Origin of the sequence: Lysinibacillus sp. NPDC056220 (assembly GCF_049315265.1) — a bacterium.
Classification (GTDB): Bacteria; Bacillota; Bacilli; order Bacillales_A; family Planococcaceae; genus Lysinibacillus; species Lysinibacillus pinottii.
The window spans coordinates 627,552-640,805 of the sequence record NZ_JBMOXD010000002.1 but is presented as its reverse complement, the minus strand read 5'-3'; the positions used below and the strand labels follow the sequence as shown (position 1 = coordinate 640,805).

18 protein-coding genes are annotated in these 13,254 nt (G+C 37.6%); 1 reads left to right on the top strand and 17 read right to left on the bottom strand.

Features of this window, described 5'->3' with window-relative positions:
- Positions 1 to 80 precede the first annotated feature (80 nt).
- The 13 genes from ACOZBY_RS08185 to ACOZBY_RS08125 form a co-directional block, all read right to left on the bottom strand.
- The gene (locus ACOZBY_RS08185; protein ID WP_332289683.1) at positions 81 to 299 is read right to left on the bottom strand and encodes a hypothetical protein; all 219 of its coding nucleotides are present in this window, start codon (positions 297 to 299) and stop codon (positions 81 to 83) included.
- A 97-nt stretch (positions 300 to 396) separates the two neighbouring features.
- Positions 397 to 1,755 carry an acetyl-CoA carboxylase biotin carboxylase subunit gene (gene accC / locus ACOZBY_RS08180; protein WP_012295083.1) on the bottom strand — a complete coding sequence of 453 codons (1,359 nt, stop codon included), beginning with the start codon at positions 1,753 to 1,755 and terminating at the stop codon, positions 397 to 399.
- A 13-nt stretch (positions 1,756 to 1,768) separates the two neighbouring features.
- Positions 1,769 to 2,266, bottom strand: a complete 498-nt coding sequence (gene accB, locus ACOZBY_RS08175; RefSeq protein ID WP_012295084.1) for an acetyl-CoA carboxylase biotin carboxyl carrier protein — start codon at positions 2,264 to 2,266, stop codon at positions 1,769 to 1,771.
- A gap of 199 nt (positions 2,267 to 2,465) precedes the next feature.
- Complete coding sequence (locus ACOZBY_RS08170; protein ID WP_008179871.1) at positions 2,466 to 3,020, bottom strand: SpoIIIAH-like family protein; 555 nt, start codon at positions 3,018 to 3,020, stop codon at positions 2,466 to 2,468.
- Complete coding sequence (locus ACOZBY_RS08165; protein ID WP_422761983.1) at positions 3,021 to 3,440, bottom strand: hypothetical protein; 420 nt, start codon at positions 3,438 to 3,440, stop codon at positions 3,021 to 3,023.
- Positions 3,441 to 3,647: 207 nt separating this feature from the next.
- The gene (locus ACOZBY_RS08160) at positions 3,648 to 4,559 is read right to left on the bottom strand and encodes a stage III sporulation protein AE (protein ID WP_031417399.1); all 912 of its coding nucleotides are present in this window, start codon (positions 4,557 to 4,559) and stop codon (positions 3,648 to 3,650) included.
- A gap of 12 nt (positions 4,560 to 4,571) precedes the next feature.
- Positions 4,572 to 4,949 carry a hypothetical protein gene (locus tag ACOZBY_RS08155; RefSeq protein ID WP_012295088.1) on the bottom strand — a complete coding sequence of 126 codons (378 nt, stop codon included), beginning with the start codon at positions 4,947 to 4,949 and terminating at the stop codon, positions 4,572 to 4,574.
- A 5-nt stretch (positions 4,950 to 4,954) separates the two neighbouring features.
- Entirely contained in the window at positions 4,955 to 5,164 is a 210-nt protein-coding gene (locus ACOZBY_RS08150) for a hypothetical protein (RefSeq protein WP_012295089.1), read from the bottom strand.
- A gap of 90 nt (positions 5,165 to 5,254) precedes the next feature.
- The gene (locus ACOZBY_RS08145; RefSeq protein WP_012295090.1) at positions 5,255 to 6,262 is read right to left on the bottom strand and encodes an NAD(P)H-dependent flavin oxidoreductase; all 1,008 of its coding nucleotides are present in this window, start codon (positions 6,260 to 6,262) and stop codon (positions 5,255 to 5,257) included.
- 206 nt (positions 6,263 to 6,468) lie between these two features.
- A complete protein-coding gene (gene efp, locus ACOZBY_RS08140; protein WP_031417398.1) occupies positions 6,469 to 7,026 on the bottom strand; it encodes an elongation factor P in 558 nt (185 codons plus the stop codon).
- Positions 7,027 to 7,043: 17 nt separating this feature from the next.
- Entirely contained in the window at positions 7,044 to 8,105 is a 1,062-nt protein-coding gene (locus ACOZBY_RS08135) for a M24 family metallopeptidase (protein WP_012295093.1), read from the bottom strand.
- Between the two features lie 2 nt (positions 8,106 to 8,107).
- Positions 8,108 to 8,542 carry a type II 3-dehydroquinate dehydratase gene (gene aroQ, locus ACOZBY_RS08130; protein WP_031417397.1) on the bottom strand — a complete coding sequence of 145 codons (435 nt, stop codon included), beginning with the start codon at positions 8,540 to 8,542 and terminating at the stop codon, positions 8,108 to 8,110.
- A 63-nt stretch (positions 8,543 to 8,605) separates the two neighbouring features.
- Complete coding sequence (locus ACOZBY_RS08125; protein WP_012295095.1) at positions 8,606 to 9,031, bottom strand: hypothetical protein; 426 nt, start codon at positions 9,029 to 9,031, stop codon at positions 8,606 to 8,608.
- 109 nt (positions 9,032 to 9,140) lie between these two features.
- Between ACOZBY_RS08125 and ACOZBY_RS08120 the strand changes: the two genes are divergently transcribed.
- Positions 9,141 to 10,112: a DUF1385 domain-containing protein gene (locus ACOZBY_RS08120; RefSeq protein ID WP_012295096.1), complete on the top strand. Its 972-nt coding sequence runs from the start codon at positions 9,141 to 9,143 to the stop codon at positions 10,110 to 10,112.
- Between the two features lie 131 nt (positions 10,113 to 10,243).
- Here ACOZBY_RS08120 and ACOZBY_RS08115 read toward each other — a convergent pair whose 3' ends face one another.
- From ACOZBY_RS08115 to ACOZBY_RS08100, 4 genes are all read right to left on the bottom strand, one after another.
- Positions 10,244 to 10,726 (bottom strand): hypothetical protein, encoded by a 483-nt coding sequence (locus ACOZBY_RS08115; protein ID WP_281487057.1) that lies wholly within the window; start codon positions 10,724 to 10,726, stop codon positions 10,244 to 10,246.
- Positions 10,726 to 10,932, bottom strand: a complete 207-nt coding sequence (locus tag ACOZBY_RS08110; RefSeq protein ID WP_012295098.1) for a helix-turn-helix transcriptional regulator — start codon at positions 10,930 to 10,932, stop codon at positions 10,726 to 10,728. The genes ACOZBY_RS08115 and ACOZBY_RS08110 overlap by 1 nt, the downstream gene beginning before the upstream one ends.
- Positions 10,933 to 11,178: 246 nt before the next feature.
- Positions 11,179 to 12,117 (bottom strand): alpha/beta hydrolase fold domain-containing protein, encoded by a 939-nt coding sequence (locus tag ACOZBY_RS08105; protein WP_422761978.1) that lies wholly within the window; start codon positions 12,115 to 12,117, stop codon positions 11,179 to 11,181.
- A gap of 479 nt (positions 12,118 to 12,596) precedes the next feature.
- Entirely contained in the window at positions 12,597 to 12,881 is a 285-nt protein-coding gene (locus tag ACOZBY_RS08100) for a hypothetical protein (protein WP_031417391.1), read from the bottom strand.
- Positions 12,882 to 13,254: the final 373 nt, after the last annotated feature.

Here is a 13,254-nt window from a genome sequence, read left to right as displayed (position 1 = left end):
TTTGCAGGGATCGTAGTGCTACTACATTTCCATATAGTTAACTTGATAAATTTGGTTTTAATGTACCCGCTTTTTTCACATTACTTACCCTTCCATAGCCGCATTTGTTCTTTTACGATTAGTAGTGCATTAACGACTTTGATGCCCTTCTTCACCTCAGTTACGTCCACTATCATTTTCGGAGGTGCAATTAGCTCTGTGTCATCCTGTTGAAATGCCCCATTAAAGTTTGGAAGCTGTATACTCCCTGTAATGTAATTCAAATCATATATCCCTGTTCTCTGTTTATTTTTGGACATAAAAAACCTCCTAACTAATAAAAGTTAGAAGGTAATAAAATTGCGAACTTTGATAGGTGTTCTATTCCCTATTCGATTCCCTAAACCCACAAATCAATTACTTGCTTGTCCCCAATACATCATTCTCTTCAAGGAACTTCGTATTGAATTGTGCTGATTTGAACACGTCGTTGTTCATGAGTGCTTGGTGGAATGGAATCGTTGTGTTGATTCCAGGTCCAGATACTTCAAATTCACTTAGCGCGCGATTCATTTTCGCAATCGCCTCTTCTCGTGTATTGGCATGTACAATTAGTTTTGCCACCATTGAATCATAGTATGGTGGAATTGTATAACCTGCATAAACAGCAGAATCAATACGTACACCATAGCCGCCTGGCGTTACATACGTATCAACAGTTCCTGCTGAAGGCATGAAGTTTTTGTAGGCATTTTCTGCGTTAATACGGCATTCAATTGCCCAACCATTTAATTGTATATCATCTTGAGTGAAAGGAAGTTTTTCACCAGATGCAATCTTTAATTGTTGTTGTACAAGATCTACACCAGAAATCATTTCTGTTACTGGGTGCTCTACTTGAATACGAGTATTCATTTCCATGAAGTAGAACTTGTCTTCTTGATAGTCATAAATGAACTCAATTGTTCCAGCACCTTCATAGTCACAGGCTTGAGCTGCTTTTACTGCAGCTGCGCCCATTTCAGCTCGGCGTTCAGAAGAAAGAGCTGGAGATGGAGCTTCCTCTACTAACTTCTGCATACGACGTTGAACAGTACAGTCACGCTCGCCTAAATGCACGACATTACCATAGCCATCCGCTAAAATTTGGATTTCACAGTGACGGAAGTACTCGATGAATTTCTCTAAATATACGCCAGGGTTACCGAATGCAGCAGCAGCCTCTTTTTGCGTAATATCAATACCTTTGACAAGATCTTCTTCTGTACGTGCTACACGAATCCCTTTACCACCACCACCAGCAGTTGCTTTGATGATTACAGGATAACCAATTTTAGCAGCCCATTCTTTACCTGTTTCGATATCTGGCACAATACCAGTACCAGGAACAAGCGGAACTCCTGCTGCTTCCATTGTTGTACGTGCTACGTCCTTGATACCCATAATTTTAATGGAATCAGATGATGGACCGATAAACTTAATGCCAGCGTTTTCACAAGCTTCTGCAAAATCAGCGTTTTCCGATACAAAGCCATAGCCTGGGTGGATACCGTCAGCACCTGTTTTTTCAGCTACACTAAGTAGGGCTGGGAAGCTAAGATAAGAATCTTTTGATAGCTTCGGACCAATACAATAGGCTTCGTCTGCTAATTTCACATGTAATGCGTCTGCATCTGCTTCAGAGTACACAGCAACTGATTGAATGCCTAACTCTTTACAAGCACGAATAATACGCACAGCGATTTCGCCGCGGTTTGCAATTAAAACTTTTTTCATGGATTTGCACTCCTTACTCAGCTTTTACAAGGAATAATGGTTGGCCGTATTCTACTAATTCGCCATCTTTCACAAGTACTTCAACGATTTCCCCTTGCACTTCTGCTTCAATTTCGTTGAATAATTTCATTGCTTCTACGATACATACAATTGTTTCGTTCCCTACTTTGTCGCCTGCTTTTACGTAAGCTGGTGAATCTGGGTTTGGTGATTGATAGAAAGTACCAACCATTGGAGATACAATTTTATGTAGCGATGGGTCGTTAATCGCTGGCGCGGCTGCAGCTGGTGCTTCTTCCACTTTAGCTGGCGCTGCTACAGGAGCTTCTGCTGGTGCAGATTGTTGTACAACAGGTGCTACTACTTCTTTTTTAGGTGCTACAGTTTCTGTCACAACAATATTATTCTTTTTTAACTTAACTTTTGCGCCATCTACCTCATACACAAACTCGTCAATTGAAGAAGAATCTACTAATTTAATAATTTCGCGAATTTCTTGAATTTTGAACATTTCTAACTCTCCTTATGAAATAAAATCTACTACAATAACTATTTTATATTTTTTCGAATCAATTTGAAACAGTTAAATGAAAATTAAGTAAATATGAACAAAATAAAAGGCTTTCCTTTACTAAGCGAAAGCCTTTTCATAACGCTGATATATAACAACGCCCTTTGAATAAACTAAAAATTTATTATTTTCTATATTTTTAATAATTATTCGCGCTGAACTTTACTTGTACATCATTTGCGCCTTCCATCTCTGTTCTCACTAAGTATATAATTTCATTTGCTTGGGATTTTGATAATTCTTCAGCCATAACTGTAACAGAAACTTTCTCTCCTTCAGCGCGAACAAATGCATCAGAATAACCTAATGATTTAATGAGCATTTCAAGCATCGCTTCTGCTGATTCTCGTTTAATAAGACCATCCATTTCATTGAATGCCTCATTTTTTTCGTCAGCGGAAGATTCTTCTGAAGCAATTTTTTGTGTTAGCTGCTCACGAAGTTGACTTCTCTCATCACTAACTTGCATACGCATTTCTTCGAATAAATGACTCGGTGAAGAAACTTCTTGTGTCACATCATTCGTTGCTTTCTGATCTGTAACACCACTTACAGCTGTTTGTTGTAATGTATCATCCGTAAAAATAGTAAGGCCATTGAACTGTTTTGCTGGATCAACCAAATAATACACTGAAATGACTGCTACTAAACTTAATAATGTCATAAACCAAACTGTTCTTCTACGTACGCGCATTTACTTTTCCTCCTTATTTTCCATTGGAACGATAATAATTCGATGAATCGGCAACTGCATCACTTGACTGACGACTGCACGAATTTCATTTTTCACAAAGATATCGGATGCACCTTCTGAAACAACTAGCATTCCTGATACGTTTTTCGCGCCTTGCTCAGTCCCTCGAAAATATTGGCTGAATAGTTTATTGGCATCTTGATCATCTGTCATCTCTCCATAATAAAAATAGACTTTAACCTCCCCAACACCTTGCATTGCTTTCAGTGTTTGCTCAAGTTTTTCTTCATTAGAGAGCGGTGAACCTTTGTCGTTCGTTGAATTCGTTTGATACATAGGCAAAATGATGAAAATACCCACGGAGGCAGCTACCAGTATTAAAACCATTAATGACGTTGTTTTTTTTCGTGTCTTTTCCACATCACTTGTACATTGCCTCCTTTCATCTTCTCTTTTTCAAGTGTATGTACGCTTGTTTCTTCCTATGAATTGATAAATGGAATCTTTAATAGCAATTGCAAAAATACTAACGTGATGACCAATTTTGTGAGCGAAATTATTTCCTTATCATCCGTTAGAAACACAAAAATCTGACAAACAAACAGCAATGCCAATAAAAGAATCAATTTATCTCCCCCCTGCCATAACTTGTACGAACACAATGAGGAAAAAACAAGAGAACATAAATGAAAAAGCAATCAGAAATGATACAGCACATAAGGTAAATAGGGATTTACTAATTTGATCGAGTAGTCTACAAATATCATCAAAGGCAATTGGTTCTAAAATAGCTGCCAGCATTTTCAAAGAATAGGCACTGACAACAAGTTGAACAGTTGGAATAAACGATACGGTAATAACTGCAATAAAGGCACTAATGCTTGTAAGGGAGGATGTAAATTGTGTCATATGCTGAAACATCGAAAAACTATCAACTATAAACGAACCAACAACCGGAATATTTTCTTCAATTAACTTTTTGACCGGCTCAGCAACAGCTGCATTGACGCTAAACGCTGCCACCCCACCTGCGGTCATCAATAGGACATAGCAAATAACAGAGGCAGAAACGATACTCATAATGGTAAAACGAATTAAATCTGCGATTCTTGTAAAAGAAATTTCCTTGACAATCACACTGCACACATCAAAGACAATGGCTAATAAAACACCTGGAATAAGCCACTTACTACTAATAATGGTGAGAACTTGTACAAAAAACAGCAAAAATGGCTGCCAGGATGCAATGGCTGTAATACTACTAGATAACATAAAGCTTGAGGTCAAAATAGGATAGAACGCCGTAAATAAATGGGCTAGTCCTTGTGCAATTTCATCAATTAATGTAAAAGATTTAACAACAACTGGTCCTATCGTCGCTAAGACAATTAGAAAAAAGAGGATTCTTGTCCCTTTTTCAAATTCTGGTAATAGCATATTGATAATTAAAATAATGATGACATAACTACAAAGCAACAGTGTCATCTTGAGCAAGAGAAAGAATGGGTCGATTAAAAACGAAAGTATTTGCTCCTGCAATGGCTTCGCTCCTTAGTTTAGCCTTTGTAAAATGGCCGACACCTCCTGTAATACAGCCAAAAATTCTTTGAACCAATACAATAAAATAACAATTTTCACCGCTGCAAAAACAATGCTCCCGAGCACTTTATAGTTATGTTCTACAAGCAGCAATGACACCCATTGCCCGACATAGAACATACTTGCACTAATTAAGATAGCCTTTGCATAAGGCAAAAACGCAAGCGTTTCTAAAAGTTGCTTGACGAAGGGCAATAAAAGTGTCGAGAACAGCATGCCAAAAAGCAAAAAAGAGAACATCACACTTATTAGCGCGTGGAGTGGCTGTATGACTTCTTTTATTAGCAATAATAAAAGCAGCATGACAACAGCAACGATAACAATTTCCATTTACCCTACCCGGAAGATGTCAGCCATTGGAAGAATGTGAGAATTTCATTAAAAAATAGACGTAAAAATCGGAGTAATTCTGCTGTCATATATAAGTAGGCAATGAAAAATAGGAAAAATGAAAATTCCTTCTTCCCCGTTTGATCGAAGAAAACATGAAGAAGCGCAACTACTAGTCCCACTCCAGCAACTCTTAATACGTCTTGTAATTCCATTCCTACGCCCCCTCGTGTACAGCAATATATGTTGCTCTACCAAAAAAAAGACCTCTATACAGTTGTATAGAGATCTTCTATCTAAAAATTTTATAGCCATTTATCTACAATACTTTGGACCGTACCAGCATGTTGTACAAGATGGCTATTTTCGCCCATCCACATCGATAAATATTCGGCATTGCCCTGTTTGGCACTTTCCTTACGAATAGTTGTCGTTAAATAATTTTGCAACGGATATGGTGCAACTGTCGCGTCCTTCATACGTTTAGTAAAATCATTGGCTATGCCTCTTGCTGGTTTTCCCGTAAATGCGAGTGTAATGGTTGTTTCCTGCTCTTTTGATGCCAACACCGCATTTTTATAGAGCGGAGAAATTTCGCATTCTTCTGCCACCAGTAAAGCCGTCCCCACTTGAACTGCTTGTGCACCGCTCTCTAAAGCCTTCTGAATATCCTTCTTCGTCACGAGGCCCCCCGCTGCGATAATAGGAATAGCTATTTTTCCTGCTACCTGCTGCAGCAAGTCATATAAAGGGATTAATTGGAGCGGGGCTGTAAAGGAACCTCGATGACCGCCAGCTTCTCCACCTTGTAGGACCACTGCATCCATGCCAGCCTGCTCAACTAGTTGAGCCTCCTCTAATGTAGTGGCTGTCCCAATTGTATATACCCCATGTTCCTTTAACTGTTTCAGTACCTCCGCTGACGGAATACCGAATGTAAAAGAGCAAATCTTCACCTTCTCCTCAATAACCGCTTGTACTTGTCCAGCAAAAACTTCCTTGGATACAACGCTTTGTACAGGCGACAGTCCAAGCTCATCATAAAAAGGTTGAAGTGCCATGCGAGCCTTTTGTAAGACCTCGATATCAATTTGTGGCTCCTCTTGTACGAAAAGATTGACCGCAAAAGGCTTGGTCGTTAGCTTCTTTACTTCCTGAATAAATTGCTTAGTTTGTTCACCATCTAAGTAACCTGCACCTATGGAGCCTAATAACCCTGCCTCGGTACAGGCTACCACGAATTTAGGTGATGTTACACCTGCCATAGGTGCTTGAATAATAGGATGTTGACTATCTAGTATTGTTTGTAGCATAACTCTCACTCCTTATGATTATTGTAGACATTTCTCCCAATAATGACCATCTATCTGATGGTAGAAACTTGGAGGGAGACACGAAAAAAAGAGACCGTTTCTCTATCCATTATCACAATGTCCCTGTCCTTTCACAAGAAATGTATAAGAAAAAAATAAAAACCTACTCTTTCAATAAAAAAGAGTAGGTTGAGGATTAATAATAATTAGGCACGAGAAACGTAAGAGCCCTCTTCTGTGTTAATAATTAGTACATCACCTTGGTTGACGAAGAAAGGTACTTGTACAATAAGACCTGTTTCAAGTGTAGCAGGTTTAGTGCCGCCTGAAGCTGTATCACCTTTAATGCCTGGTTCTGTTTCAGTTACCTCTAATTGAACCGTGTTTGGTAATTCAACACCTAGCATTTCACCTTGGTAAGATTGAATATGAACTTCCATGTTTTCTTTTAAGAATTTCAATTCATACTCGATTGCTGATGAAGCTAGTTCAGTTTGCTCGTATGATTCTAGGTCCATGAATACATGCTCGTCACCTTGTGCATATAGATATTGCATTTTACGGTTATCGATTTGTGCCTTTTCTACTTTTTCACCAGCACGGAATGTTTTTTCATTCACTGAGCCATTACGTAGGTTACGTAATTTAGAACGTACGAAAGCAGCACCTTTACCTGGTTTAACGTGTTGGAAATCTAACACGCGATATAATTGGCCATCAACAACAATTGTTAGACCTGTACGGAAATCGTTTACTGAAATCATTTGTGTTCCTCCAAAGTTTATAAAATAATGAGTTCTTTTGACGAATGTGTGAGTAATTCATTCCCCGTCTCAGTGATTAAAATATCATCCTCAATACGGACACCACCGATACCAGGTAAATAAACACCCGGTTCAATCGTCACGGCCATACCTGGCTCTAGCACTGCATCAGAACGCATCGATAAGCCAGGGCCTTCATGTACTTCAAGACCGATACCGTGTCCTAAAGAATGACCAAATGCTTCGCCATATCCTTTTTCTTTTAAGTAGTCACGTGCAATAGCGTCCGCTTGAATACCTGTTAATCCAGGACCCACTTTTTCAAGTGCTAACAGCTGAGAAGCAAGGACTGCATTGTACATATCTACTAATTTTTCAGATGGTTCTCCAACAGCCACAGTACGTGTAATATCCGAAATATAGCCATTGTATAGCGCACCAAAGTCTAATGTAACAAAGTCGCCTTTTTCAATCACTTTATCCGTTGCAACGCCATGTGGTAATGCTGAGCGAAGACCAGACGCAACAATTATGTCAAACGAAGACTGAGTCGCTCCTTGTTTACGCATGAAAAATTCTAATTCATTCGAAACTTCAAGCTCTGTTTTACCAGGCTTGATGAAGCCTAAAATATGTGTAAATGCGTGATCTGCAATTTCACACGCAGCCTTAATAATATTAATCTCTTGTTCCGTCTTAATCAAGCGAATTTTTTCAATTAGCCCAGAAATCGGCACTAAATCAGCTTGAATGTTCGATTTATACAGTTCATATGTGCCGTAGCTTACAGTATCTCTCTCAAAGCCCAGTAATTTGATGCCCATATTTTTTACTTGTGTAGCAATCTCTTCAATAATGGTTGCTTCATGCTTAACAATTCGGAAGTCCTGAATTTGTGTGGCAGCTTGTTCTGTATATCGGAAATCTGTAATAAAAACAGCATCATTTTGGGACACAATTGCTACGCCCGCTGTCCCTGTAAAACCAGTCATATAGCGGCGGTTATACCCATTCGTAACTAAAATGCCATCGATATTTTGTTCTTGAAGTGCTTTACGTAGCTTTTGTAATTTCAACATAATCAATTCTCCCTCTCGATAAATGTACGTAGTGCCAGTTCATAGCCTTTCGTACCTAGTCCACAAATTTGACCAAGGCAGGCCGGAGCAAGATAGGAATGATGACGGAAAGCCTCACGTTTATGGATATTGGAAATATGTACTTCGATTACTGGCACCGTAATCCCTGCAATGGCATCATGTAACGCGATGCTTGTATGGGTATATGCACCAGGATTAAAGATAATGCCATCATACTTTTCGTCTTCTGCTTCATGCACCCAGTCCACAAGTACCCCTTCGTGATTGGATTGACGAAATTCAACAGTGGCACCTAAAGAAGCCGCAAGATTTTGAACATTTTCTTTAACATCATCCAATGTTTCATGTCCATAAATATGTGGCTCTCTTTTTCCAAGTCGATTTAAGTTAGGTCCATTCAAACATAATAACTTCACGCTTCTATTCGCCTCTTTCTATGTACTTGCCATTTATTTTATCATACAAGGCGCATACAGCAACTAATTTCCTTTTTGCGCCGTATGCTCCCGCTGATGAAAATTAGCTGTTTCTAACAAGAACCGTAAAAGACAAACCACCACAACTATGAATGGAATCGAAAGCTTTTTAAAGGAAGAAAGTTGTAATGGTAAATCTAATGCAATCCACTCTAATGTAATTGTTACAAAAAGCCCTAGTAGTAGTGAAGAAAAGACAGCCGGAATAACATAGACATAGCGCATTGTCATATATACCAATAATCCGATAATGAATAAAAGAAGTATAAAGAAGGTCCAATGAAATAGCTTAGAGCTTTCTTCAAACCATCCCCATTTCTTATAAAACCCAATCGGATGCCATTTAATGAGATTAAAATAATGTAAGCCTTTTAAGCACAATGCTAAAACAAGAGCATTTACCAGTGCCGTTATTGTTCCTATTTTCACAATTTTTCCTCCATTGCGTACTAATCATTTCCTAAAATGTACGATTAGTGTAGCCATATAGAAAATTTACTATGCGTAACTGTAGAGGTTTTTGACTAAATTTAGTACAATGGTACAGTTGAAATATATAAAGAGAGTGGTGTTAGCCTTGAGCAATTCACCTGTATACGGGGGACAAGCACAATTAGAAGGTGTGATGTTCGGAGGAAAGGATCATACAGTTACTGCCATTCGTCGTAACGATGATTCCATTGATTATTATCATTTTAAAAAAGTACAAAAACCTATTTTACAAAAGCTTAAAAAAATCCCATTTGTTCGAGGCGTGGTCGCACTGATTGAATCAGCAGGCTTAGGTTCTCGTCATATGCAATTTGCTGGGGATCGTTATGATGTGGTACCTGGCGAAGAAGAAGAAAATAAAGAAGAAGGCTCCAAACTTCAAATGATACTTGGCGTTGCTGTAGTAGGTATTCTTTCCTTCTTATTTGGAAAATTTGCCTTTACACTAATTCCGGTTTTTATAGCTGATTTTTTCTCTAAATGGATTGAAGGAAAAACGGGTCAAATTTTACTTGAAAGCGGTATTAAACTATTATTACTGCTCACATATTTATATTTTATTTCGTTAACGCCTCTCATTAAACGAGTATTCCAATACCATGGGGCGGAGCATAAAGTCATCAACTGCTATGAAGCTGGTTTAGACATTACAGTGGAGAACGTCCAAGCACAATCACGTCTACACTACCGTTGTGGTAGTAGCTTTATTCTTTTCACAGTCTTTGTCGGCATGTTTTTATATTTCTTTGTGCCAACGGACCCGCTGTGGCTACGTATTTTAGATCGTATATTATTAATTCCCGTAGTACTAGGAATATCATTTGAAGTATTACAGGCGACAAACGCCTGCCGTAATATTCCAGTATTACGTTTCCTTGGCTATCCTGGTCTATGGCTTCAATTGCTAACAACTCGCGAACCAAAGGATGATCAAGTGGAAGTTGCCATTGCATCCTTTAATATGCTACTTCAAGTAGAGCAACAGCCAGAAATTGCAGCAACATTAAATCATGATTAAGGAAAAGGCAGTCCCAACGTATGTTGTTGGACCTGCCTTTTTTATATAGATGCGAGCCTTGCATTTTTCGTTTAAATGCCATAATCGCAGCTCGATAAACCTATCCAAAGGGATGAATCGGACAACTAAATTTATTTAGAATCTTTCCTACGGACTGTAAGTGCAGTAAATATACCCATCATACTAGGCAAAATACTAAATAATAAAAACAGCCAATTATTTGTTAGAATCGAGATAATGGTAAAAATAAGTAGTGATGCGACATTGATGCTTATACCTAACTTCACATAAGAAGGCTTAAAAGGTATTGGTCTGTACATGTTGATAGTCAAAATGAGCCCAATGATCGCCCAGCTCCCTAAGTGTACAAATAAAAGGACAGCTAAAACCATGGCAGTGCTTAATTTAATCCCAAACACTACTAAAGAAAAGAAAATATAAATTGCTGCTAACGTCATATACCATGAATAAGCTTTCGCCCTTTGCCAAATATGGTCGTGTAGCTCATCTAAGCCTCGATTTTTCTTCGCTTTTTTCCTTCCAAACCACCAGCCAAGGATGCCAAAAATCATCCCGCCGTATAGTCCAACAATACCGCCTATAGAAAATTCCATTATGCCATTCCCTCCTCTTCGAAAATAAAAACTTCCTCAATCGTGCAGTTGAAAGCTTTTGAAATATTGTAGGCAAGCTCTAGTGATGGATTGAATTTCCCTGATTCAATTGCAATGATTGATTGGCGTGAGACACCCACTAATTTAGACAAATCCTCCTGCGTAATCTTCCTCGATTTCCGCAATTCACGAATTCTATTTTTCATAATGCCTCCTCATCAAATGTAAAGTAAACTATACATTTAGCAATAAGTAAAGTTTACTTTACATCTTTTGATATGTCAAGTTAGCTTTACATTTTTATGTTCGTTTAAACAATGAAATAGGACAGGATTAGAGGCGACTGGTTTCTGAAAAAAAATCCCCTATCCAAATTGGACATAGAAAAAGCGTGTATTGAAAAATCAAAACACGCTTAGGATAGTCACACTATTTTTATTTAGTGTCCTTCTCTATTTCATTCCTTTACTATCAATAATATTAATAATTTTCTGTTGAGCGTCTAAAGCTTCTGGGATGGGCATTACAACAAACACATGGTTCATTTTAGGATAAACAAAGGTTGTTATATCAATTCCTTGCTCGGTTAGTTGTTCATCAAATTTTACAGCATCAGGATATAAGCTTTCATGGGTACCAATAAAATGGGTGATTGTCGCAAGACCCTGAAAATCACCGTAAATGGGACTAATTAATGGATCTTTTAAATCCTTATCAGCTGCCCATAGCTTTGTGATGACTCCCATTCCTTCACTAGCTAGCATTGGGTCCTTTTCTTCATATTCAGGAATAAGAGGATTTTCTAAACTTAGGTCAACACAAGCAGATAATAAAATAATATTTTGTGGCTGCGGCAAATGGTTTTCTTTTAAAAGCTGGACCAAACCAAGTGTTATATTGCCTCCTGCAGAATCCCCTATAATAGTTAATTGACTGGAGCTTTCAATTGTTTCTAAAATTCTAGTATAGAGATTGAGCATTTTTTGGTACGTATCCTTATGATTAAAATGAGGTACTTTTGGATAAATCGGAGCAATAACTTTTGCCTGTAATGCTTGCGCCATTTTATCCATAAACAGCCAGTGAAAAGGTAAAGGCTGATTCGTCCAAGCGCCACCATGAATATAGAGAATCACTTTTTGTTTCGAGGACTTTTGATCATTTAAAGTAAAAACTTGCATATCCTGAAAAGTTTGTTCGTCCTTAACACTTAAAAATTGAACTTCATCTTCAATAACATAGGGCTGATTATTCACCGTTGCCCTTTGTTTGATAAGCTGTTTAGCATTTTCAACACTAGAAAAACTCACTTTATTACTTTGGGAAAATAACAACTGTTCAAATTGGACACTTTCTTCAGAACGTTCTCCATTAAAAAGTACTACACTCATTTCTTTCTCCCCTTTCAGCATGTTCATCTAGGTGGATGTACGAGAAACTCAAACAAACAACCCTTAAAGTGAACAAATACCATCTTCAAGCACTTTACAAAATAGATTTTGTAACCAATCTTTATGACAAATTACAATTGACCAGACATTTATATTTTAATTCCACATATGGCTATAGACTCCTTCATTTAATCAAACTTTCTTCATAAAGACAGTCTTTTTTATTTGCACGATTGTGAAAGATTGTTTTCAACTAAGGCCCCTGCAATTCAAGTATAGGAACGAGTTCAGATAGCCTTCAGATGCCTTTTTATTTTAATCATGCAGCAAAAGCCTGAGGCCTTGATAGACCTATCATGCATCGTTTACCTCTACCTTCATATTTTTAGGATTAAGATTTTTTATTAAAAAGAAGTCCCCAAAGCGTTGTTTGAGAACTTTATGCTGCTTACCATATCGGTATGAGCTCGAGTAAGCGTCTATTTTTTATTTTTCGGTTCTAAAAGTATAGGTGCTATATTTAGTAAGATAGAAACAATTGTTAAAAACCATAATGCCCTTTCCATACCAGGTACTACATCCTCTAAAGCTGCCCAATCCTCCACTTTTACCCATCTAGATACAAGACTATACTCTGAACAAAGTGTCAATGCTGTAAATGATACCCCCATTGCCATCGCAAGCTTATAATCTTTACCTGTTTTATACATATAAAGATTTATAAAGGTTGCAACTATAGCAATAATTCCGAATATGAACCACATATTGATACCTCCTTTTTTCAATATAGACATAAATTGTAATTAAGATGTTCCCAAACCTTCTTTTCGGAATTTTGTACTTATTTTTGTAAATCCCGATGCCGATGCTCCCTATAAGCGTTTTTTTGATGGCACTCTATTTTACTAGAGTAGCGATTCATGAAGACTAATCGACACTGCACCACAGAAAATTAAGAAATGTTAAATTGGTAATTTTTTCTAATAAAGATTTTATCATAATGTTATATATTCTAATTTTACAAATTAAACCATTAGTTTTTTAGTTATTTCTTCATCTACTATCCACCATTATTCTTATTCCTCATCATAGTCCTTCTACAAAATAAATACGTTTTTTTATGATGGAAAAGCACCC

Coding starts and splice junctions, on each gene's coding strand:
- ACOZBY_RS08150 (WP_012295089.1), bottom strand. CDS start 5,164: ATGGAATTACAAGACGTATTAAGAGTTGCTGGAGTGGGACTAGTAGTT.
- ACOZBY_RS08155 (WP_012295088.1), bottom strand. CDS start 4,949: ATGGAAATTGTTATCGTTGCTGTTGTCATGCTGCTTTTATTATTGCTA.
- ACOZBY_RS08120 (WP_012295096.1), top strand. CDS start 9,141: ATGGTACAGTTGAAATATATAAAGAGAGTGGTGTTAGCCTTGAGCAAT.
- ACOZBY_RS08115 (WP_281487057.1), bottom strand. CDS start 10,726: ATGGAATTTTCTATAGGCGGTATTGTTGGACTATACGGCGGGATGATT.
- ACOZBY_RS08135 (WP_012295093.1), bottom strand. CDS start 8,105: ATGTTGAAATTACAAAAGCTACGTAAAGCACTTCAAGAACAAAATATC.
- ACOZBY_RS08110 (WP_012295098.1), bottom strand. CDS start 10,932: ATGAAAAATAGAATTCGTGAATTGCGGAAATCGAGGAAGATTACGCAG.
- ACOZBY_RS08185 (WP_332289683.1), bottom strand. CDS start 299: ATGTCCAAAAATAAACAGAGAACAGGGATATATGATTTGAATTACATT.
- ACOZBY_RS08100 (WP_031417391.1), bottom strand. CDS start 12,881: ATGTGGTTCATATTCGGAATTATTGCTATAGTTGCAACCTTTATAAAT.
- ACOZBY_RS08170 (WP_008179871.1), bottom strand. CDS start 3,020: ATGCGCGTACGTAGAAGAACAGTTTGGTTTATGACATTATTAAGTTTA.
- accB (WP_012295084.1), bottom strand. CDS start 2,266: ATGTTCAAAATTCAAGAAATTCGCGAAATTATTAAATTAGTAGATTCT.
- ACOZBY_RS08145 (WP_012295090.1), bottom strand. CDS start 6,262: ATGCTACAAACAATACTAGATAGTCAACATCCTATTATTCAAGCACCT.
- efp (WP_031417398.1), bottom strand. CDS start 7,026: ATGATTTCAGTAAACGATTTCCGTACAGGTCTAACAATTGTTGTTGAT.
- accC (WP_012295083.1), bottom strand. CDS start 1,755: ATGAAAAAAGTTTTAATTGCAAACCGCGGCGAAATCGCTGTGCGTATT.
- ACOZBY_RS08105 (WP_422761978.1), bottom strand. CDS start 12,117: ATGAGTGTAGTACTTTTTAATGGAGAACGTTCTGAAGAAAGTGTCCAA.